We start from the raw sequence: 21,777 nt of genomic DNA on the forward strand, positions 1-21,777 counted from the left end.
GCCGACAACAAGAATGTTGTCGGCAAGATGGACTGTTGTAAAACTTAGCCAGCGAGCTTTTGTTTAAGGATTTCGTTGACTTGGCCAGGGTTGGCTTGGCCTTTAGAAGCTTTCATAACTTGGCCTACAAAGTAACCAAATAGCTGCTCTTTACCATCACGGTATTGTTGCAACTGATCTGGGTTAGCAGCGATAACTTCATCGATCATCGCTTCAATTGCGCCGCTATCAGTCACTTGTTTTAAGCCTTTTGCTTCGATCACTGCATCAGCATCTTCGCCTTCACCTTTCCAGAGTGCTTCAAACACTTGCTTGGCAATTTTGCCTGAAATAGTGTTGTCTTCGATGCGATTTACAATGCTCGCCAGTTGTTTAGCTGAAATAGGCGATTGGTCGATTTCAAGACTGGCTTTGTTTAAAGCGCCGTTTAATTCAACCGTTACCCAGTTTGCGCAGATTTTTGGTGCTTTATTACCCGTTTCAGCCAAAACAGCTTCGTAGTAATCCGCAAGTTCACGGCTACTGGTCAAAATCGATGCGTCATAAAGCGATAAACCTAATTCGTTCATGAAACGATCGCGTTTTTCATTAGGCAGTTCTGGCAATGTGGCACGAATTTGTTCGAGCAACTCAGGTTCGAGTACTACCGGTAATAAATCTGGATCAGGGAAGTAGCGGTAATCATTTGCTTCTTCTTTACTGCGCATTGAGCGTGTTTCATTTTTATCGGCATCATAAAGACGCGTTTCTTGGATGACGGCGCCGCCATCTTCAATCACATCAATTTGGCGCTCAATCTCAATATTGATTGCACGTTCAACGTTACGGAAAGAGTTGATGTTTTTCAGTTCGGTACGTGTGCCGAACTCTGCTTGACCTTTTGGCCGCACTGAAACGTTAGCATCACAGCGGAATGATCCTTCCTGCATGTTGCCGTCACAGATTTCTAAGTAACGCACCAACGAGTGGATTTTGCGCATGTAGGCAACGGCTTCTTTGGCGTTACGCATATCTGGCTCTGAAACGATTTCCAGAAGCGGTGTGCCAGCACGGTTCAAATCGATACCCGTTTGGCCTTGGAAGTCTTCATGTAATGATTTACCTGCATCTTCTTCAAGATGCGCGCGGGTTATACCGATGACTTTTTCAGTGCCATCTTCTAGTTCAATGCTGATTTGACCTTTGCCGACGATAGGTAATTCGTATTGGCTGATTTGATAGCCTTTCGGTAAATCAGGATAAAAATAGTTTTTGCGAGCAAAGATTGATTGCTCACCGATCTCAGCATCAACGGCCAGACCGAATTTAACCGCCATACGCACGGCTTCTTTATTCAGCACTGGTAAGACGCCAGGTAAACCTAGGTCAACGGCACATGCCTGTGTATTTGGCTCGGCACCATAGGTGGTCGCTGCCCCAGAGAAAATCTTTGATTTGGTTGCTAACTGGGCATGAATTTCTAGCCCGATAACCACTTCCCATTCCATATTGATGGCCTGAATTGAATCGTTTAAAAGCGCGAATTGTAACAAGTATTAACGCAAGCTGAGAATTTTCCAGCCTCGTTGCTCGGCAATTTGTTGCAATGTTTCATCTGGATCGACAGCAACTGGAGTATCAACTTTTTCCAATAGCGGTAAATCGTTGTGTGAATCGCTGTAAAAGATACTGCCAGCTAATGACAGTTGATTGTTTGCTAACCAGTCTTTTAAGCGGGCTACTTTGCCATGTTGAAAAGAAGGGATGCCGGAAACCTTACCTGTGAATTTGCCATCAACTTGCTCTGGCTCTGTCGCAATCAAATTTTCAATGCCGAGCTTTTCAGCAATCGGTGCAGTCAAAAAGCTATTGGTCGCAGTAATAATTAATAAGGTATCACCTTGCTCACGATGCTTATCCACTAGCGCCTGCGCTTTAGGCAACATGATAGGCATAATTTTTTGTTGTAAGTATTCACTGCGCCATTTGAGCAGGTCATCCATGCTATTTTCTTTGAGAGGGGTGAATACAAACTCTAGAAATGCATTAATATCCAGACGACCCGCTTGGTAGTCATGATAAAAAACTAAATTTGTTTCGTGGTAAGCCTCTGGGTCAACAATTTGATTCTCCGCGAGAAAGCGACCCCATAGATAATCACTGTCGCCACCGAGCAGTGTATTGTCCAAATCGAATATTGCTAAAGCCATTGTCTGACGTTGTTTCCTAAAAAAGATTACCTATTGTAAGACAAAATGCATTGCAACCTAAGGTGGCATTGACTAATCTTAACGTAAGACAAAAATTAAAATGCGGGCAGCACAAGTGGCTGTCCCGCGAGAGATACCACTGTGATAGACAAAGATGGCTTTAGGGCCAACGTGGGGATCATCATCTTTAATGATGAAAATAAAGTGTTGTGGGCGCAACGTGCGCAACATGACTCGTGGCAATTTCCCCAAGGCGGCATTAAATTAAATGAAACTGCCGAGCAGGCTGCATTTCGTGAATTGACGGAAGAGGTCGGTTTGCGGCCGGAACACGTCGAGCTGATAGCCCAGTCACGTGGCTGGCTAAGATACCGACTACCAAAGCGTTACTTACGTTACGGCAATAAACCTTTATGCATTGGCCAAAAACAACGTTGGTTTTTGATGCGTTTTGTCGGCAGCGAAGAAGACGTCAAACTAGATTTACACGAAAAACCTGAGTTTGATGATTGGCGCTGGATTGACTACTGGAAACCGGTAGAAGAAATCGTCTTTTTTAAACGCCGCGTCTATGAACGTGCGCTGCACGAATTTGCGCCGTTGTTATTTCCTGAGTACCGACGTTTGGTTGTTAAACCGAAATAAGTCGGCAGCCAAGTTACGTCTTCTATTTAAGCGGCTTTTTAAAGACTTTCGAGTTACGCTGGAAGTTATAAAGCTGCTGCTTCTCAACCGGTAAATCAGCGATATTGGATGGCTGAAAGCCATGCTCAATAAACCAATGTGCCGTTTGAGTGGTTAGTACATAAAGCGCAGACAACCCATTTTGCAAGGCGCGTTGCTCTAAATAAGAAAGCAGTCTTTTTCCACGACCTTGGCTACGGTAATTACTGGCAACTGCCATACAGGCAAGTTCAGCCATTTTGTTTTCTGGGTATGGGTAAAGCGCCGCACAAGCAACAACAGAACCATCACGCTCCATTACGGTGAACTGATCGATTTCCCGCTCTAATAATTCCCGTGACCGCTTCACCAACGTGCCATTGGCTTCAAGTGGTTGAAGTAATTCGAGTATGCCGCCCACGTCATCGATACTGGCTTGGCGTGTTGTCTCGAATGAGGTGGCACTGACCAAAGTGCCTGCACCATCACGGCTAAATAACTCTTGAAGCAAAGCCCCATCCATTTGCCTATCTAATAAATGCACACGATCAACGCCCAGCTCACAGGCCGTTTTGGCAGCATTTAATAGCGGGTGGTTAAATTCATGGATTTGATTAACGGTAATTTCGCGCGGCAAATTTTCATTACTCTGGCCAATGAAAATCAACTTATCGGCTTGTAAGCTACCGGCGACAGCCGTGGCGATGGCATCGGCTGATAGGTTAAAGATTTCACCTGTTAGGGAATACCCCAGAGGTGAAATTACCACCATATTGCCTTGGGCAAGTTGTTGGTGAATGGCCACGCTATCTACCCGGCGTACTTCACCGGTATGACCTAAATCAACACCATCAATAATGCCTGCTGGTCTCGCTGTAACCCAATTACCGCTGACACAACGAATACGCGCATCTGCCATCGGCGTTTGGGGCATTCCCGCAGACAGTTTGGCTTCAATCGCGATACGCAGATCACCAATCACACTTCTGGCAATTTGCATGCTGGCATCATCGGTGATGCGCAGGCCATTGTGATAATGCACCGGCACGTTGAGCGTATGACAATGCGCTTCAATTTGTGGGCGCGCGCCAAACACTAAGACTAAACGAATCTCTAGACTATTTAGGATCGCCAAGTCGTGAATCAAATTATCAAAGCCCTGATCAGCAATACTTTCGCCATCAAAGGCAATCACAAACGTTGCACCACCATGCGCATGAATATAAGGCGCAGCAGCACGAAACCAGCTCGTTGTGGTTGTAAAATGCTGATCTGTTAGTGTGTTTTCTTTAGATTCCATATGTGCTTTGTATCGTAGTCGCAGCAAGATTGCCAAGTTGCGTGTAAAATTAATTGCTTATTTTGTGCAAAACCGGGTGGTTTTGCACGCGCAAAAAACAGCGGAGACAAAAAATGCCTGAATATCGTTCGAAAACATCCACCTCCGGCCGTAATATGGCTGGTGCGCGTGCGCTGTGGCGTGCGACTGGTATGAAGGATGACGATTTCAATAAGCCGATTATTGCTGTTGCCAACTCCTTTACGCAGTTCGTACCAGGCCACGTTCATTTAAAAGATATGGGCCAACTGGTTGCACGCGAAATTGAGAAAGCCGGCGGCGTTGCCAAAGAATTTAATACTATCGCAGTCGATGATGGTATTGCGATGGGGCATGGCGGTATGTTGTACAGCTTGCCATCCCGCGACATTATCGCCGACTCAGTCGAATATATGGTTAATGCCCACTGTGCTGATGCCTTAGTGTGTATTTCTAATTGCGACAAAATTACGCCGGGCATGTTGATGGCCGCTTTGCGTCTTAATATTCCAGTTGTGTTCGTTTCTGGTGGACCAATGGAAGCGGGTAAAACCAAGCTTGCTGGTAAAGACGTCAAATTAGATCTTGTTGATGCGATGGTTCAAGCTGCTGATGAAAATGTGAGCGATGAAGATGTTGCCCAAGTAGAGCGTAGCGCTTGCCCAACCTGCGGTAGTTGTTCCGGTATGTTTACGGCCAACTCAATGAACTGTCTGACAGAAGCGTTAGGTTTATCATTGCCGGGTAATGGCTCTTTATTAGCAACGCATGCCGATCGTCGTGAGTTGTTCTTAGAAGCTGGTCGTCGCGTTGTCGATTTGGCTAAACGTTATTACGAAAATGATGAAGCTGATGTGCTGCCAAGAGCCATTGCCAGTAAAGCGGCGTTTGAAAATGCTATCGCATTAGATATTGCGATGGGCGGCTCAACCAATACGGTTTTACACTTATTAGCTGCGGCAAATGAAGGTGAGGTTGATTTCACCATGGCCGATATTGACCGTATGTCCCGTCATATTCCTAACCTATGTAAAGTTGCCCCTGCGACAGCCTTATTCCATATGGAAGATGTCCATCGTGCTGGTGGTGTCATGGCGATTTTGTCTGAATTGGCTGCTGGTAATTTGCTTAATACCGATGTACCAACGGTACATAGCAAAACGTTGGCGGATGCATTAGCCAAGTGGGATATTAATCGCACGGGTGATGATGCGGCTAAACACATGTATTTAGCTGGACCTGCAGGTATTCCAACCCAGGAAGCATTTAGTCAAGATTGCCGTTGGCCAGAGCTTGATGTTGACCGTGAAAACGGCTGTATCCGTGATCTTGAGCATGCTTACAGTAAAGACGGTGGTCTAGCCGTACTTTACGGCAATATTGCTGAAGAAGGTTGTATTGTTAAAACTGCTGGTGTTGATGAATCGATCCTGAAGTTCTCAGGTCCTGCACGTATTTTTGAATCTCAAGATGCCGCTGTAACAGCCATCCTAACTGAGCAAATTCAAGCGGGCGATGTTGTACTCATCCGTTATGAAGGACCAAAAGGCGGTCCGGGCATGCAGGAAATGCTGTATCCAACCAGTTACTTGAAGTCGAAAGGTTTGGGTAAAGCATGTGCCTTGTTAACAGATGGTCGTTTCTCAGGCGGTACTTCTGGTTTATCAATTGGTCATGCGTCACCAGAAGCAGCAGAGGGTGGCAATATCGGTTTGGTAGAAGAAGGCGATATTATCGAAATCGATATCCCGAACCGTAAGATTGCTGTTGCAGTATCTGATGAAGAATTGGCACATCGCCGTTTACAGATGGAAAAACGTGGCGACATGGCTTGGAAGCCAGTTAACCGTGAGCGTCAGGTTAGTTTGGCATTACAAGCGTATGCTGCATTAACGACATCGGCATCAAAAGGTGCAGTTCGTGATTTGGAACAGCTGAAACGCCGTTAATCCCAACGTTAAGTATCAGATTTGCCTAGCATAGAGTTTTTGGTAAATCTGATCCTGATGGATAAGGCTGTCATGGTCGCCATCAGCGATAATTTCGCCACCATCAAATACGATAATGCGGTCAGCTTGTCTGACCGCACTTAATCGATGCGCAATGATGATTGTTGTGCGGTCTTTTAGATAGTTTGCCAGTGCATCATGGAGATGTGACTCGGTTTCACTATCAAGCGCAGACGTCGCTTCATCTAATACCACCACACTTGGATTAACTAACGCCATTCGAGCAATGGCTAAACGTTGCCGTTGACCACCCGACAGTTTGACACCATCGCGCCCCACCATGGTGTCCAATTTTTCAGGCATTTGCTCAACAACTGAAGTTAGCTGTGCAGTTTCAATGGCCTGCCAAATGGCGGCATCATCGTAATCGCGACCCATTGATATATTTTGTCGGACCGTATCGTTAAATAAAGCAGGGCTTTGTAAAACGGTTGCGACATGTTCACGAACCGTTTCCAATCCAATTTTACTGACGGGCTGATCATCAAAATAGACCATACCTTGGTCTGCTGGATACATGCCTAATAAGACGTTCACCAAGGTTGATTTACCCGCACCACTCGCGCCGACCAGCGCCACTTTCTCACCTGCTTTTATTTCTAATGACACGCCATTTAGAATTTTCTCGCCGGGTAGATAGGCAAAATGTAAGTTCTCCACACGAATACTGCTGGCTTTGCCTGGTATGAACGGATTAATTTCGGCAGGGTAGCGTTGCTCTTCCTTCATCCCGAATAGTTTATTCAAGCGACCTACAGCAGCTTCAGCAGCGTAGTAGGCATATTGAATATTCAAAATTTCTTGCACCGGACTCATCATGAACCAAAGGTAACCAAACACGGCGAACATTTGGCCGATGGTGAGATCTGAAAACACCACCATCAACATGCTGACAGCGCGAAAAACATCAAAGCCAAATAGGAAAATCAGGAAAGAAAAACGATTCGCGGCATCACTTTTCCATGCATATTCCGCAGCATGACTACGTACTTGCCGAGCATTATCGATTACCCGTTGTAGATAATGTTTTTCTCGGTTTGCCACGCGGACTTGGGCAACAGCATCAAGCGTTTCAGTCAGACTTTGCTGAAAGATTTCAAATGCACTATTTTCGCGTTTTTTCAGGTGTTTTACGTGCTTGCCGACCACCATAGTGAAATAAATCACCAGTGGGTTCATAAACAAAATCAGCAATGCCAATTGCCAGTGTAAAAATAGTAGGATTAACGCCGTACCAAAAATGCTGAGTACGGCAACCAAAAACCGGCTGATGGTATTGCCAATAAAGTTATCAAGTACTTCAATGTCAGTTACAAAATGTGAGGCAATACTGCCGCTACCCCGGCTTTCATATTCACTAATGGCGATACGGCCTAATCGTTTAATCAGTCTTTGTCGAATACGAAAGGTGATACGTTTTGCTATTAGCGTGAAGTAACGAGATTGCACAACGTTGAGCAATACTGAGGCAATCCGCAAAATTAGCGTCAGCAGTAATACCGCACTAATAAAGAGTATTGGCCCATGCCAAGCTTCAGGAGTGAGTTGTTGAATGAATTCGACAGAGGTGCCCGGCTGATCGAGTAACACTTCATCAACCATCAATGGTAACAATAGTGGAACGGGAACAGCGCAAATCGTTGCTAAAACAGCAATGATATTGGCCTTAACAAGATGTTTCTTGAAGCGAAAAGCTTGTTTAAGAATGCCACTAAGATGGTAGCTGTTGTCAGCTTGCATAAGATTCAATGATTACGCTGAAAGAAGTTAAATAAGAGTACTCTGAAATGACTAATTTGTGGTGTTGCAATGACTGAGCACGGTCAGCGTACCGTGCCCAATCTGTTATTGCTTAATGTTTAAAAGCTACCGCCCCAGCTATCTTTGCGGCGTAAGCGTAATTTAGGCAGTAAAATACCTAAAATCAGACCACCGAATAAAACGCCAGCACCGACTAAAAACCAACTTTTGGCGCTGTTATCACGTAGAGCATTATTCTCGATTTGAATCGCCTGAATTTGGCTATCCATTTCTTGCAGTTTTTGTTTCAATTGGCGGTTTTCATTTTCAATCGCCACTGCACTTGAAGCTGTACGGCGTAAATCATCTAATTCTTTACGAAGACGTTGTGAGGTTTCTTTCAGAGACAGATTTTGATCGTCGGCATTGGCATTTTGTGAACTGAGCTGATCGATTTCATCTTTATAAGCGGCCATTTCGATTTCAAGATTAGCCAACTTTTGCTCACTTGCCGCTAAACGATCGCGCGCACTGCCGGTATTGCTCAGGTAGCGGGTTAACACCCAGCCCTCAAGACCTTCACCAGTACGAACTTTTGAGTAGCCACTATCTGCGTCATTTTCTAATACGTCGAGGCGTGTACCTGATTTGAGCATTTTACGAATGCCAAACTCTAGACCTTTACCATTTCGCATGGTGATTTCCAGCTCATCAGACACGTAGCGAGTGGTTTGTGCGACGCTGACGCCGCTAGCAAATAGTGGCAAGATCAGCAGTAACAAGTGCAGAATGAATTTATTCACAAGGCTTTCCGAATAGCTTTTCAAACCAGTAATTCTAGCAGATGACGATTATTAAAATCCTGCACTATCTAGCAAAACAATTGATTGGGAACCGATTGCAAGGTCATCAGTCTGTCATATGCGGCTGTTACCCTGCCGTCAGTTAAAAAAGGCAAAAAGCAAATGGATAAGATAAGAGTAATGTTTTTATGCACCGGCCATTCCTGCCGGTCACAAATGGCCGAAGGATGGGCGAGAGCACTGGCGGCAGACAATATTGATATTCGCTCAGCAGGTATTGAAGCTCGCGGTCAAAATGCGCGTGCCATCAAAGTGATGGCTGAAGAGGGCATCGATATTTCCCAGCAAGAATCTATTCGTGTGAATGGTGAAATGTTGGAGTGGGCAGATTTATTGGTGACATTGTGCGATAACGCAGAAGAACAATGCCCAGTTGTGAGCCCTCACACTGCACGGCTTCATTTACCACTAACAGATCCCGCTAAATACCGCGGTACGGAAGAAGAAATTTTGCTGGAGTTTCGCACCACGCGAGATAAGATACGCCAGCGTGTTGAGTATGTTTTGAATCAATTAACCGAAAAAAGTGTGGCTAACGGTCACTAAACCTTAGTTCAGTACCGCCGCCACTGGTTTGCAGCATGGACAGTCCATAGGCTTCAATTGATAGAGGCTGTTACCCGCAATTTTCTTCGCAGCCGATTTTGCTTGGCTTGCATGTTCCGCCAAGTCGGCTTCATCTTGAATATTATCGAACTCTAATAGTCTCACCGAGCCAATTGAGAGGCTTAACAATGGATAGAACAAGCGTTGGCCATGTCGGTCTAGTGCCGATATGCCACCTTGTTCCAAATGTTGAGTCTGATACAAATCGTTTAATACTTCACTGAACGCCAACAAAATTTGTTCGCAGCGAGCTTCCCAGTCCTGACTTTCAAACGCGATTATAAAGTCATCACCACCAACATGACCGATGAAGTCAATTTCAGGATTGATGAGTTCGCTGAGAATACGGGCAGTTTTGCTAATGACTTTGTCACCTTTGCTATAGCCATAAGTATCGTTATAGGGTTTGAAGTTATCCAAATCGAAATAACACACGGTGACATCACGCTGCTGCATGATAGCTTCGCTTAAGTGTTCACTTAATGGCACATTGCCAGGCAGGCCACTTAGTGGATTAGCATAACGAGCGATGGTTAATTGCATATCTGTAATTTGCCTGAGCAGATCCATTAAACTGCCCACACCACGGTAATAACCCAATTCGGTGATGACAAATACACTATGTTGCTGGGTGGAGTCTTGACTTGTGATCTGCTGACTGAGGCTTTTAAGTGGTAACGAGACTTCAGCCACCATAGGTGCTCTATCCATAAACAGGTGGATTGGTTTACGACCATGTAAATCACGGCCATAACGGCTGGCGTATAAAGTCATAAATTCATCACGCCAGACCATACCCGCAATAGTGTTATCTTCGTTAACGACTGGAATTGCAGCTAACTTCACGTTGTTTTGGAAACGCTCGCCAACGGTATTTACATCGTCATAAACCTTAACCGGACTTAGGTTAGTCAATAGGCTACTCACTAAGGTGCTGGCTCGTGGCTTTCCTGTGGTGACAAGGTTTGGTGCGTGTCTGCGTGCAAATAGACTGGCATCCAGCTCACGACGTGGTTGTGCATTGGGCCTTGCAAAATAATAGCCTTGGGCAAAGTTCACTTCCATGGTCTGCGCCGCGACATATTCGCCCCGTACTTCCACACCTTCACCGATGATTTGGCAGTTAATACCTTGGGCAATATCAATGATGGATTGGACAAACTGACGTTTTTGACGATCTTCATGAATGTTTTGCATGAAGTGTCGATCAAGTTTGACGTAATCGGGTTTGAGCTCTGACCAAGTGCGCAAGCCTGAATAGCCTGCACCTAAATCATCAATGGCGATTGAGAACCCCATTTCACGATAGTGCTGTGTCGCTTCACGCATTAAATCGTAATCATCAATGGGATATTGTTCGGTCAGTTCAATGACGACATTTTCAGCTGCAATACCGGCTTTTTTCAGAAATTGCAGCGTTAAGCCGTGTGGATATTCTGGTTGAAGTAGCGCGGCGGGTATCGTGTTGATAAAAAGCTTACTGTTTAGACCCAGCTCACCAAAACGGGCAATCGCCAATTCACGGCACAACAAATCTAATTCGGCCAAACGACCATGACGACTTGCTGCATCAAATAAATTAACGGGTGAATGTAACAAGCTGTTAGAAGGCCCGCGGATCAGAGCTTCATAACCAAAAATCTGGTGATCTTTTAGGGAAACGATGGGCTGAAAAATTGGCGTTAGAGCAGCGGTTGCCAAAATATCCTCGAGCGAGTTGAACTGTAATAACTCTTCTTTTGTCATTTGTTAGCCATACTGTCAGGCAAAAAAAAGCCCCACCCTAAGAAGGTGGGGCAAAGTTGGAGAGAGTAACGCTTAAGGCCTACCAGAAGGCTTGTGCACGGAATTTCAGAGCTGAAGGTTCAGAGTCAGCTCCTGCAGCTTCTAAACCATTCTGACCATCCCAGCTTGTCACTTTGTCGTAATTCAACATCAAACGTGTATTTTTTGTTGGGTAGTAGTTAACACCAATTGTGAATTTATCAACTTCATTATCGTAGCTCAGAGCATCATTATCGATTTCGAGGCTCTCAAAGCGGGCTGCAACTTGCCAAGCGCCATATTTTGACTTAGGTGAGATACCTGATGTGTAACCTTTCTTCCACTTCAACGATTCCCCAGTCAGGAAGTAACCTGCTTCGATAGCGTAGCCATTGATATCAATATCAGCATTGGCTAACTTGCTTTCGGCAGAGTAATCGAGATATTCCGCCATGGCATGAAATGAACCGAAGATACCCATAGCATCAACAGTGAACGCATCTGAACCATCAAACTCGTTTTCACCAATTGAGCCTGAGCGGATGCTTGTGTGGTCAGGGTGGGCAACTAAATGCTGACTAAAACTAAAGCCTTCATCTCTGCTACTTACATTAAGATAGCCGGCACCAATTTGAATTAAATTCTTGTCATCTTGATAAGGTAAGAAGGAACCGCGCATGGCAAATGTAGTGCCAGAACCGTCTTCTGTAGTTTCATCTTTGTCTTGGAAATCATTATCATCGCCAAACTCACCAACACTTAAACCAGCAGAAAATAGCCATTTGTAGTCTTTATCGTTTAAAGATACAACACCGCCACTTTGACGTGCTGGTGAAATTACAGAATCAGCAAAAAGAGGGCGATCCATAAAACTCATATATTTTGAGCTGATTTTCGTATTCAAACCAAATGGAATATGAGATTGACCCAACTTAATGTCATATTTTACGGTATCAGTGAGTTTGTTGCCGTAGCTAACATAAGCATCTTTTATTGAAGCGCCACCGCCCGCAAAGTCTGCTTCAAATTTATAACCCATGTTGTAAATTTTGCCCTGGAAACCCAAGCGTGCACGACGTAATTCTGTGCCGTTATAATCTCCGTCGCCACTGTAGACATCAAAGTCATCAGCATCTGCATCAATCGCATCCCACATGACGCGGCCGATTGGTTGGAATTCCCAATTACCTTCTTTGTCTGAAACAACCAGTTTACCGTTTGTTTCAATTACAGGCATATTAGCAGTAGCGTCAGCCACTTCTTGTTTCATTTCAGCTTTTTCAGCTTCAGCGGCTTCTTTGTCAGCAGCAACTGTGTTGCTCAACAATTGATAGTCTTCAGCGCTGATAGTGCCTTTGTCACGCAGAACTTGCAGAAGATCCATCATAGAGTCGTTGTTGGCCTGTGCAGGCAATGTTGCCGCACCCATCAGGGCGCCAGCGATTAAAAGTGCAGATGTTTTTAATTTCAAAGGACTATCCTCAATTTAAATACTAAACATGTTCGGTTTGCTTCCGAGACCCGCACACCTTAAGTCGCGAATGTTTCAGCGTGATGAAGGTTGTGTGACAGTTGTGTTACAAAGCAACAAATCAGCTTTTTTGTTGTTTACATGCAACAAACGACAATGGCGGAGAAGGCGCTTGAGATTTGGTTTTCCATCCCCATCTGATATGGCTGATACGTAATCAGGATTACCTTATGTTTCGGTTACTTTTTTTATTGTTTTTAATCGTCCCAATCGTTGAGCTGTTTGTTTTGATCGAAGTTGGCGACGTGATTGGTGCTGGTTGGACCGTATTACTTGTTATCGGTACGGCAGTGCTTGGTGCCTATTTGGTGAGGTTGCAGGGGCTACAAACTTTGCATAGAGCACAGCTTGCGATGCAGCAAGGGCAGCCACCAGCAATGGAAATGTTAGAGGGCGCTGCTTTATTTATTAGTGGTTTCTTACTGCTGATACCTGGGTTTGTTACTGATGCGATTGGGTTTGCTTTATTAATACCCCGTTTGCGACGTAGCTTACTGATGCCGATTATTGCCAATAGCAAAATGGTGTTTCGCAGTCGTACTAACCAACGCTACCGTTCAACATCTGATGATGTGATTGAAGGGGAGGTTGTCGAGGATGATGAGAATCGTCATCTTCGCTAACTCGTAAAATTTTTTGATTACAACTCTTGAATTCGATTGAAATAGCCCCATTACTGGGGTTCAAGCTTTTCACTGAATAACTTTTATTATTTTTTTGGAGGATAAAACCAATGAACCTTCGTCCACTTCATGATCGTGTGATTGTTCGTCGCATGGAAGAAGAAACCACTACTGCCGGTGGTATTGTCATTCCTGACAATGCAGCAGAAAAGCCATCGCGTGGCGAAATCCTTGCTGCAGGCGCTGGCAAAATTACCGATTCAGGCGAAGTTCGCCCTCTGGCCGTTAAAGTCGGCGACAAAGTACTGTTTGGCAAGTATGCCGGTACGGAAGTCAAAGTCGAAGGCGAAGAGCTGTTGGTCATGCGCGAAGACGATATCGTCGCGGTTATTGACGCATAAACCTTTCCCCCGATTAACGATTAAACGAAGTATTTAAGAGGAACAAACATGGCTGCTAAAGAAGTCAAATTTGGTGCTGATGCCCGTCAACTAATGGTCAAAGGCGTTAACACGCTGGCCAACGCGGTAAAAGTAACATTAGGTCCTAAAGGCCGTAATGTTGTTTTAGATAAAAGCTACGGCGCCCCAACCGTGACCAAAGACGGTGTTTCAGTTGCGAAAGAAATTGAACTGGAAGACAAGTTTGAAAACATGGGTGCCCAAATGGTTAAAGAAGTAGCTTCTCACACTTCTGATGCTGCTGGTGACGGTACTACAACTGCGACAGTTTTAGCACAAGCAATTCTGCGTGAAGGTATGAAATCAGTCACTGCGGGTATGAACCCAATGGATCTGAAGCGCGGCATCGACAAAGCCGTTCAAGCTGCTGTTGAAGAGCTGAAAAAAATGTCTTCTCCATGTGATGATGACAAAGCGATTGCCCAAGTAGGTACTATCTCTGCTAACTCTGATAAATCAGTTGGTGACATCATCGCTGAAGCAATGCAAAAAGTTGGTAAAGAAGGTGTTATTACCGTTGAAGACGGTCGTGGTTTTGAAAACGAACTCGACGTTGTTGAAGGTATGCAATTCGACCGTGGTTACCAATCACCATACTTTGTTAATGAACAACAAACGATGACTGCGAATCTTGAAGATCCGTTTGTTCTGTTGTTTGACAAAAAAATCTCAAACATCCGTGAACTGCTGCCAGTTCTGGAAGCAGTCGCTAAATCAAGCCGTCCACTGTTGATCGTTTCAGAAGACGTTGAAGGTGAAGCATTAGCAACTTTAGTTGTGAACAACATGCGCGGTATCGTTAAAGTTTGTGCAGTCAAAGCGCCAGGCTTTGGTGACCGTCGTAAAGCAATGTTAGAAGATATCGCGGTTCTGACTGGCGGTACGGTTATTTCTGAAGAAGTTGGTCTGAGCCTTGAAAAAGTGACTCTGGATGACTTAGGTCAAGCGAAGAAAATCACTGTTAGCAAAGAAAGCACAACTATCATTGATGGTGCTGGCCGTGCTGATGAAATCACTGCTCGTGTTGATCAAATTCGTGCACAGATCGCTGAGTCTTCATCTGACTACGATAAAGAAAAACTGCAAGAGCGCGTTGCGAAACTGGCTGGTGGTGTTGCGGTTATCCGTGTTGGTGCCGGTTCTGAAATCGAAATGAAAGAGAAGAAAGCACGTGTAGAAGACGCGTTGCATGCTACTCGTGCTGCGGTTGAAGAAGGTGTTGTTGCTGGTGGTGGTGTTGCATTGGTTCGTGCTGAAATGAACCTGGGCACCCTGAAGGGTGACAACTTAGATCAAGACGCTGGTATTGGTATTGCTCGTCGTGCAATGCAAGAGCCATTACGTCAAATCGTTACAAACTGTGGTGATGAAGCGTCAGTTGTTCTGAATGAAGTTGCTGGTGGTACAGGTAACTACGGTTACAATGCGGCAACAGGTCAATATGGCGATATGATTGAAATGGGTATTTTGGACCCAACAAAAGTAACGCGTACTGCATTACAAAATGCGGGTTCAGTTGCTGGTCTGATGTTGACTACTGAAGCAATGATCGCTGAATTGCCGAAAGAAGACGCTCCTGCAATGCCTGACATGGGCGGCATGGGCGGTATGATGTAAGCCTGAACTTATTGTTCAAGCTTTACCCAAAAGCCCCGGCATATTTGTCGGGGCTTTTTTATTTCCAGCCAAGCACCACATCAGCCGTTGAGTGTTAAGCTTAAGCTTAATTAGGCAAAGGACAGTTTATGGCCAAACAGTCTCTCAATATAAATGTTGAAGGTATGCACTGCGCATCTTGTGTCAGTCGTGTTGAAAGTGCGCTGTTAGGGGTGGCTGGTGTTGATAAAGCGAATGTAAATCTAGCCAAGCAGTCAGCTAGATTAGAGATAACACGCGAGGACGCTGAACTTTGGCAAGCGCTTCATGATGCGCTTGAAAAGTCTGGTTATCAGTTATTCAATAAAGATACAGATCCTGCCGTACAGCAAGCCAAAGCCTACGCGAAGTTAAAACGCGATCTTATTATCGCATTGGTCTTGGCTTTGCCTGTGGTGGTTATGGAGATGGGAGGGCATCTTTATCACCCTTGGCATATGTGGCTTAACAGCGTCTTGGGGCAGCAAGGCAACTGGATAGTGCAATTTGTTTTAACGACAGCTGTGCTGTTTGGGCCAGGCTGGCGCTTTTTCAAAACGGGTATTCCAGCCATGTTACGGGCAGCACCAGAAATGAATGCTTTGGTGGCTTTGGGCACTTCAGCTGCTTGGGCATATTCTTCTGTCGCAACTTTTTCACCAGCAATATTACCTGCTGGCAGTGTGAATGTTTATTTTGAAGCGGCAGTGGTGATTGTCGTACTAATTTTATTGGGGCGGTTACTAGAGGCGGGTGCAAAAGGCCGCAGTAATCAGGCCATACGTCACCTGCTGGATTTACAAGTTAAAACGGCAAGACGTTTGGTTAATGGTCAACCTCAGGATGTCGCCGTCGATACGCTTAATGTGGGCGATATTGTGCTGGTTCGACCGGGTGAAAAAATTCCACTGGATGGCGAAGTAACTGATGGTAGTGGTTATATCGATGAATCAATGGTGACAGGAGAACCTGTTGCTGTTAGTAAGAAAGCGGGTGATAAGGTTATTGGTGCAACCCTTAATCAATCTGGTTCATTAACCGTTAGCGTGACCCATACAGGTCAGGAAACCTTATTGTCCCAAATCATCGCCATGGTTGAAGCAGCGCAGGGCAGTAAGCTGCCTGTGCAGGCATTAGTGGATAAAGTGACGGCTTTGTTTGTTCCTGCGGTCATGCTTTTAGCGTTAATAACACTTGGCATCTGGTGGTGGTTAGGGCCAGAACCTGCTTTTAGCTTTGCATTAGTAAATGCGGTAGCGGTGTTAATTATTGCTTGTCCTTGTGCAATGGGATTGGCAACGCCGGTTTCAATAACTGTGGCGACAGGGCGGGCCGCACAGTTAGGTGTGTTGTTTCGGCATGGCGAAGCGCTCCAGCATCTACAGCAGGTCGATACGATCGTGTTAGATAAAACTGGTACTTTGACTGAGGGAAAGCCAAAGGTGACAGATTTTGTTGTCATAGATGGTTATAGCGAAAATACCGTGCTGACATGGATTGCTTCTATCGAGAGTTATTCAGAGCATCCGCTTGCTTTGGCTATTGTAAACCACGCCCAAACACGCGCTATCGATTTACAAGCTGTAACTAATGTTCAGACATCACCCGGCGAGGGCATAAGCGGTGAGGTCGAGGGTAAGACAATCCGCATCGGTGCTGCTCGAGCTTTTGATGCGAATGTCATTGCAGATTTACGTGAACAAGCTCAGCAACTGGCAGCATCTGCTAAAACCCCTTTATACGTCACTGTAGATGATGAAGCGGTGGCCTTGGTTGCTGTGGCTGATACTGTTAAATCGACTAGTGCGACGGCTATTCAACAGCTGCATGAACGAGGTTTCCAAATTGCGATGTTGACTGGGGATCACAAAGCTACTGCTGAGGTCGTTGCCAAAGAGTTGGCTATCGACCAAGTTTATGCGGAAGTCATGCCGAGCGACAAAGCTGAGCAAATTGCGAAATTACAATCGCAAGGGCATAAAGTCGCTTATCTGGGTGATGGTATTAATGATGCGCCCGCTTTAGCGAAAGCTGATGTTGGCATTGCGATGGGTAATGGCACCGATATCGCCATTGAGAGTGCCGATGTGGTGTTAATAAAAGGCGACTTGGCAGCAGCAGTCAAAGCGATTGGTTTGGCGCAAGTAACAATGCGAAATATCAAACAAAACTTGTTCTGGGCGTTTGCGTATAACGCGGCATTAATCCCGGTTGCGGCTGGTGTGCTTTATCCATCATTTGGCATATTGCTGTCACCCATATTAGGTGCCGCAGCAATGGCATTATCAAGCGTGTTTGTGGTGAGTAATGCGTTACGTTTAAATCGATTTGGTCATGCTTAAAAAGTATTCCAAAACGGTAGTAAGGTTAGTAACAAGACAAAACACACTAACAAAATAATGCCAACGAAGCGGAATGGGTGTTGCAAAATCGCTTGACCAAAACCTGGTATCTCACCATTAGCGCGAAGCTCATCATAATGCTGTCGTTGAATAATGGCGCGATTGGCTTGATATTCGTCAATAACGGCTTTGGCTAATAACAGTTGATTGTCATTGGTTAGCCAAATCGCGGCAACGCCTAAGCCAAAAAATCCGCCATGGGTTTCGTAATACTCGAGTCCCTTTTCATTGAGAAGTTGCCGAATATCATCGGCCTCGTCTTCAGGAACGTCATTTAATCGGTAAAGTAATGTCGCCATTTTGCTTCCTTGTCTAACAGCGTCAATGTGTTGGTGTGGCTAAGCCATTTATTGGCTCACTGATCTTGCAAAATATTCGCAAAATTATGGTTTACATCGCGATGGCCAGCTTCATCATCGCGCACAACCAAAATAATATCACGAAGTCGCGCGTCACTGGGTAACTGCCAGTAATCTATAGCAATTTGTGGTGCTGGAATATTGTCATAGGTACCGTTATCAACCCCGCTAAGGTATTCGGTATAGCTATAAACGGCTTCTTCTTCAAGATAACCAACAATACGGTGTGCAACCCGAGAAGAGCATAAATACAGTAAGAAAAATAAGTTATAGAAAACGCCTTGCGCAATGATGACGATCATTCGCTCCAGCCAGCTAGGTTGGGCAATATGAATGAAGGTTAATAAATGCATGCGTTCGTTTTCGGCTTCTTCTAATAAAGTATGTATCCAGCCATTATCTTGCTCCATGCGGCGTAAAGACCGAAGGTGTTGTAAAGCGCCGCCAACCATACCCGGCACGGCTGCCACGGTTTCTAATACGACAGCACGATGACCATATCGGCCTGAAAAAAACACGTCAGCAAAAAAGCGCATGAATTTCACCACGCGATAGGCCACACGGTCAGAAAAGCAGGTTGGCTCGTGGTGTGGGTGTTGATAAGAATCGGCTGACATGGGTACTCCAAGATTTGCTAGGCATGAACTATGTGCTGAGCATACGCAATTTTCAGATAGGCAGACAAGCCATTTTCAAACAAATGAAAAGGATTGTTTCGCGCTGATTTCTGGCTTCTGGTAGTTTAAGCTGCCATACAACAAATACTTTTTAGTCATCACCACTTGGCAATGAGGGCAAGATGCAGGACAAGGTCTTTTCGGAAAACTGGCAAAATATTTTACAAGCGCACCCGACGATGGCTGACAGCGCTCGTACGGTGCTGGCTGGCAGTGATTATGTTGTGCAGCAAGGTGAGCGAAAACCCGACATTCTCAAAGCATTGTTGGAGAGTGGTGATATTGAGCGTGTGTTTGACGATGTAACCCTATCAGATCAACTTAAAGAGCAGCTCCAATCAGTTACGGATGAGGTAAGTCTGCATCGTCAGTTACGTTTGTTTCGCCATCGCCATATGGTGCGAATTATCTGGCGTGATTTAGCCGGTTGGTCAGATCTGGCTGAGACAACGAGAGATTTATCAGCACTGGCTGATGCTTGTATCAGTATTACTTTAGATGTTTTGTATCAATGGCAAATAGAGGTGCATGGCACACCATTCGATAGTCAGGGGCAGGCACAACAGCTTGTTGTCCTTGGTATGGGAAAACTAGGTGCCGGGGAGCTCAACCTTTCATCTGATATCGACCTTATTTTTTGTTACTACGAAGATGGTGAGACACAAGGTGGCCGTCGTAATTTAACCCACGAAGAATTCTTTGTGAGACTTGGCCGAAAGTTAATTCAGGCTTTAGACAACGTCACCGCCGATGGTTTTGTTTTTCGTGTGGATATGCGTTTACGGCCGTTCGGCGACAGTGGTGCTTTGGTCGCGAGCTTTGATGCGATGGAAGAGTATTACCAGACGCAAGGTCGTGAGTGGGAACGTTATGCCATGATCAAGGCGCGACCGATTACAGGCAGTGAGGCTGCACGTAAAGGTATTAGTGAGTTACTGCGACCATTTGTTTATCGACGCTATCTTGATTACGGCATGTTTGATTCGCTGCGTGAAATGAAGTCCATGATCGCTGGGCAACTTCATACCAAAGGTATGGAAGACAATATCAAGTTGGGTGCTGGTGGTATTCGCGAAATTGAGTTTATCGGCCAGATTTTTCAGTTGATTTATGGTGGCCGTGATAAGCCACTACAACAACGACCAATTTTGACCATTTTGACTTTGCTTGCCGAACGTAATTTATTGTCCAAATATGCCGTTCAGGCTTTAAAAAATGCTTACGACTTTTTGAGACGTGCTGAACATCGAATTCAGGCTTATGCCGATCAGCAAACACACTTATTGCCACAAGATGATGAAGGTCGTCAGCGTTTAGCTAAGATGATGGGCTTTGATAGCTGGCTAAGTTTTTTAGCTGTGCTCGAAGATCATCGCCAGCAAGTTCATGAACATTTCCAACAGCTGTTAACTGCACCGCAGGCGGATGATGAGCCTGAAGATGCGATTTCATTATTAACTGCTAGTGAAACTGAAAAATTAAGGTATCTACAAAACTGTGGTTACCAAGATCCCGAGGCCACACTCGAGACGCTGGATAAGTTGCTTAATGGTCATGCGTGTCGAAATTTAAGTGGGACTGGCCGTAACCGCTTGAAAAAGCTACTGCCGTTGTTAGTACAGGCAGCGGCGGGCACCGAACATCCTGATGCTTGTTTGGCTAGACTGATGCCATTACTAGAAGCCATTATGCGCCGTTCGGCCTACATTGCTTTGCTGGTGGAAAATCCGTTGGCATTGTCACAGTTGATTAAGTTAGCTGCTGCCAGCCCACTTATCAGTCATCAGTTAGCACGCTACCCATTATTGCTGGATGAACTGTTAGACCCACGATCGTTGTATGAGGTCCCTGATCGACAAGAGCAGGCGCAACGATTAGCCCAATATCTCGCTTCTGCTGAAGAAGGGGATCTAGAGCAACAGATGAACCGGTTACGGGAGTTTCGGCAGATTGCTTCTTTGCATGTCGCAGCCGCTGATGTGACTGGCGTGCTGCCACTGATGCAAGTGGGCGATCAATTAAGTGAGCTGGCTGAAATCCAGTTGGAGCAGGTGTTAAAGCTAGCATGGCAATATCTTGTTGAGCGGCACGGTCATCCACCCGCAGCTGTGGCAGAAGATTTATCTGATTGTGGTTTTGCCGTTTTGGCTTATGGCAAGCTAGGTGGATTAGAGCTTGGTTATGGGTCAGATTTGGACTTAGTGTTCATTTTTGATGATAGCCGAGAGGGGTATACAAATGGTGATAAACCTGTTGATTTAATGGTGTTTTATACTCGGCTGGCACAACGTATGATTCATGTTATGTCAACGGTAACATCCGGTGGTGCCCTATACGAAGTTGATACCCGTTTGCGACCTAGTGGTAATTCTGGGTTATTGGTAACACCGCTTAGTGGCTTTGCCGAATATCAACATAATGAGGCTTGGACTTGGGAGCATCAGGCGCTGGTTAGAGCACGCTGTGTTTTGGGGGATCAAACATTGGCCAGCAAATTTTCTGATATTCGTCAGCAAGTATTAGGTAAGTCACGTGATACGGCTGCACTGGCTGTTGAAGTCGCTGATATGCGCCAGAAAATGCGTCAGCAGCTCGATAAATCGACCGATACGCTGTTTGATTTAAAGCAGGGTGTTGGCGGCATCACAGATATTGAGTTTTTGGTGCAATATGCGGTGTTGGCTTGGGCGGCAGACTTGCCTGAATTGATGGTTTACACCGATAATATCAGGATTTTGGATGCATTGGCTGCGACCGGTAAACTGACCGCAATGGAGCGTGATGTGTTGGCAGATGCCTACCGTTTCTATCGTAGTGAAGCAAACCACTGTGTGTTGCAAGAACAACCAACTTTGGCGCCAGCCGCCATGCTTGATGACTTCCGACCACAGGTGCAAACAATTTGGCAGCGCTGGCTTGGCGAAAGTCAGTCTTAAT

At 45.4% G+C, this 21,777-nt stretch carries 17 protein-coding genes; 8 read left to right on the forward strand and 9 right to left on the reverse strand.

Annotated features, from left to right (window positions below; translation table 11 throughout):
• Positions 1–44 precede the first annotated feature (44 nt).
• Positions 45–1,493 carry an Asp-tRNA(Asn)/Glu-tRNA(Gln) amidotransferase subunit GatB gene (gene gatB / locus OMP94_RS06565; RefSeq protein ID WP_323135066.1) on the reverse strand — a complete coding sequence of 483 codons (1,449 nt, stop codon included), beginning with the start codon at positions 1,491–1,493 and terminating at the stop codon, positions 45–47.
• A gap of 42 nt (positions 1,494–1,535) precedes the next feature.
• On the reverse strand, positions 1,536–2,189 hold the full coding sequence (locus OMP94_RS06570; protein WP_266277445.1) for an HAD family hydrolase: 654 nt from the start codon (positions 2,187–2,189) through the stop codon (positions 1,536–1,538).
• 141 nt (positions 2,190–2,330) lie between these two features.
• On the opposite strand from OMP94_RS06570, the gene OMP94_RS06575 reads away from it, so the two are divergent.
• Positions 2,331–2,834, forward strand: coding sequence for an RNA pyrophosphohydrolase (locus tag OMP94_RS06575; protein ID WP_266277447.1), 504 nt, complete (start codon positions 2,331–2,333; stop codon positions 2,832–2,834).
• Between the two features lie 22 nt (positions 2,835–2,856).
• Here the strand turns inward: OMP94_RS06575 and argA are convergent, their stop codons facing one another.
• Entirely contained in the window at positions 2,857–4,152 is a 1,296-nt protein-coding gene (argA, locus tag OMP94_RS06580; protein ID WP_266277449.1) for an amino-acid N-acetyltransferase, read from the reverse strand.
• A 113-nt stretch (positions 4,153–4,265) separates the two neighbouring features.
• Here argA and ilvD point away from each other — a divergent pair, with 113 nt between their 5' ends.
• Positions 4,266–6,119: a dihydroxy-acid dehydratase gene (ilvD, locus tag OMP94_RS06585; protein WP_266277451.1), complete on the forward strand. Its 1,854-nt coding sequence runs from the start codon at positions 4,266–4,268 to the stop codon at positions 6,117–6,119.
• Positions 6,120–6,134: 15 nt separating this feature from the next.
• Here ilvD and OMP94_RS06590 read toward each other — a convergent pair whose 3' ends face one another.
• Together OMP94_RS06590 and OMP94_RS06595 are read right to left on the reverse strand one after the other, a co-directional pair.
• Complete coding sequence (locus OMP94_RS06590) at positions 6,135–7,919, reverse strand: ABC transporter ATP-binding protein (RefSeq protein WP_266277454.1); 1,785 nt, start codon at positions 7,917–7,919, stop codon at positions 6,135–6,137.
• Positions 7,920–8,038: 119 nt separating this feature from the next.
• The gene (locus OMP94_RS06595) at positions 8,039–8,722 is read right to left on the reverse strand and encodes a TIGR04211 family SH3 domain-containing protein (protein WP_266277456.1); all 684 of its coding nucleotides are present in this window, start codon (positions 8,720–8,722) and stop codon (positions 8,039–8,041) included.
• A gap of 180 nt (positions 8,723–8,902) precedes the next feature.
• Here OMP94_RS06595 and OMP94_RS06600 point away from each other — a divergent pair, with 180 nt between their 5' ends.
• Positions 8,903–9,328, forward strand: a complete 426-nt coding sequence (locus OMP94_RS06600) for an arsenate reductase ArsC (RefSeq protein ID WP_266277512.1) — start codon at positions 8,903–8,905, stop codon at positions 9,326–9,328.
• A gap of 3 nt (positions 9,329–9,331) precedes the next feature.
• On the opposite strand, the gene OMP94_RS06605 is transcribed toward OMP94_RS06600, so the two are convergent.
• Together OMP94_RS06605 and OMP94_RS06610 are read right to left on the reverse strand one after the other, a co-directional pair.
• Positions 9,332–11,134 (reverse strand): GGDEF domain-containing protein, encoded by a 1,803-nt coding sequence (locus tag OMP94_RS06605; protein WP_266277458.1) that lies wholly within the window; start codon positions 11,132–11,134, stop codon positions 9,332–9,334.
• A 79-nt stretch (positions 11,135–11,213) separates the two neighbouring features.
• Entirely contained in the window at positions 11,214–12,623 is a 1,410-nt protein-coding gene (locus OMP94_RS06610) for an OprO/OprP family phosphate-selective porin (RefSeq protein WP_266277460.1), read from the reverse strand.
• Between the two features lie 230 nt (positions 12,624–12,853).
• On the opposite strand from OMP94_RS06610, the gene OMP94_RS06615 reads away from it, so the two are divergent.
• From OMP94_RS06615 to OMP94_RS06630, 4 genes are all read left to right on the forward strand, one after another.
• Positions 12,854–13,306, forward strand: coding sequence for an FxsA family protein (locus OMP94_RS06615; RefSeq protein ID WP_266277462.1), 453 nt, complete (start codon positions 12,854–12,856; stop codon positions 13,304–13,306).
• Between the two features lie 110 nt (positions 13,307–13,416).
• Positions 13,417–13,707, forward strand: coding sequence for a co-chaperone GroES (groES, locus tag OMP94_RS06620; protein ID WP_266277464.1), 291 nt, complete (start codon positions 13,417–13,419; stop codon positions 13,705–13,707).
• 48 nt (positions 13,708–13,755) lie between these two features.
• Positions 13,756–15,384 carry a chaperonin GroEL gene (groL, locus tag OMP94_RS06625; RefSeq protein WP_266277466.1) on the forward strand — a complete coding sequence of 543 codons (1,629 nt, stop codon included), beginning with the start codon at positions 13,756–13,758 and terminating at the stop codon, positions 15,382–15,384.
• Positions 15,385–15,512: 128 nt separating this feature from the next.
• The gene (locus OMP94_RS06630; protein WP_266277468.1) at positions 15,513–17,744 is read left to right on the forward strand and encodes a heavy metal translocating P-type ATPase; all 2,232 of its coding nucleotides are present in this window, start codon (positions 15,513–15,515) and stop codon (positions 17,742–17,744) included.
• Here OMP94_RS06630 and OMP94_RS06635 read toward each other — a convergent pair.
• Positions 17,741–18,103, reverse strand: coding sequence for a DUF6164 family protein (locus tag OMP94_RS06635; protein WP_266277470.1), 363 nt, complete (start codon positions 18,101–18,103; stop codon positions 17,741–17,743). The genes OMP94_RS06630 and OMP94_RS06635 overlap by 4 nt on opposite strands.
• Before the next feature lie 56 nt (positions 18,104–18,159).
• Positions 18,160–18,780 carry an alternative oxidase gene (locus tag OMP94_RS06640; RefSeq protein WP_266277472.1) on the reverse strand — a complete coding sequence of 207 codons (621 nt, stop codon included), beginning with the start codon at positions 18,778–18,780 and terminating at the stop codon, positions 18,160–18,162.
• Positions 18,781–18,962: 182 nt separating this feature from the next.
• Between OMP94_RS06640 and glnE the strand changes: the two genes are divergently transcribed.
• Complete coding sequence (gene glnE / locus OMP94_RS06645; RefSeq protein ID WP_266277474.1) at positions 18,963–21,776, forward strand: bifunctional [glutamate--ammonia ligase]-adenylyl-L-tyrosine phosphorylase/[glutamate--ammonia-ligase] adenylyltransferase; 2,814 nt, start codon at positions 18,963–18,965, stop codon at positions 21,774–21,776.
• Position 21,777: the final 1 nt, after the last annotated feature.

Origin of the sequence: Methylophaga sp. OBS3, from assembly GCF_026319325.1 — a bacterium.
Classification (GTDB): domain Bacteria; phylum Pseudomonadota; class Gammaproteobacteria; order Nitrosococcales; family Methylophagaceae; genus Methylophaga.

What these genes read in the sequence shown, in the direction of transcription:
- OMP94_RS06570 (WP_266277445.1), bottom strand. Translation starts at nt 2,189, where the DNA reads ATGGCTTTAGCAATATTCGATTTGGACAATACACTGCTCGGTGGCGAC.
- argA (WP_266277449.1), bottom strand. Translation starts at nt 4,152, where the DNA reads ATGGAATCTAAAGAAAACACACTAACAGATCAGCATTTTACAACCACA.
- ilvD (WP_266277451.1), top strand. Translation starts at nt 4,266, where the DNA reads ATGCCTGAATATCGTTCGAAAACATCCACCTCCGGCCGTAATATGGCT.
- OMP94_RS06590 (WP_266277454.1), bottom strand. Translation starts at nt 7,919, where the DNA reads ATGCAAGCTGACAACAGCTACCATCTTAGTGGCATTCTTAAACAAGCT.
- OMP94_RS06600 (WP_266277512.1), top strand. Translation starts at nt 8,903, where the DNA reads ATGTTTTTATGCACCGGCCATTCCTGCCGGTCACAAATGGCCGAAGGA.
- OMP94_RS06605 (WP_266277458.1), bottom strand. Translation starts at nt 11,134, where the DNA reads ATGACAAAAGAAGAGTTATTACAGTTCAACTCGCTCGAGGATATTTTG.
- OMP94_RS06615 (WP_266277462.1), top strand. Translation starts at nt 12,854, where the DNA reads ATGTTTCGGTTACTTTTTTTATTGTTTTTAATCGTCCCAATCGTTGAG.
- groES (WP_266277464.1), top strand. Translation starts at nt 13,417, where the DNA reads ATGAACCTTCGTCCACTTCATGATCGTGTGATTGTTCGTCGCATGGAA.
- groL (WP_266277466.1), top strand. Translation starts at nt 13,756, where the DNA reads ATGGCTGCTAAAGAAGTCAAATTTGGTGCTGATGCCCGTCAACTAATG.
- OMP94_RS06630 (WP_266277468.1), top strand. Translation starts at nt 15,513, where the DNA reads ATGGCCAAACAGTCTCTCAATATAAATGTTGAAGGTATGCACTGCGCA.
- OMP94_RS06635 (WP_266277470.1), bottom strand. Translation starts at nt 18,103, where the DNA reads ATGGCGACATTACTTTACCGATTAAATGACGTTCCTGAAGACGAGGCC.
- OMP94_RS06640 (WP_266277472.1), bottom strand. Translation starts at nt 18,780, where the DNA reads ATGTCAGCCGATTCTTATCAACACCCACACCACGAGCCAACCTGCTTT.
- glnE (WP_266277474.1), top strand. Translation starts at nt 18,963, where the DNA reads ATGCAGGACAAGGTCTTTTCGGAAAACTGGCAAAATATTTTACAAGCG.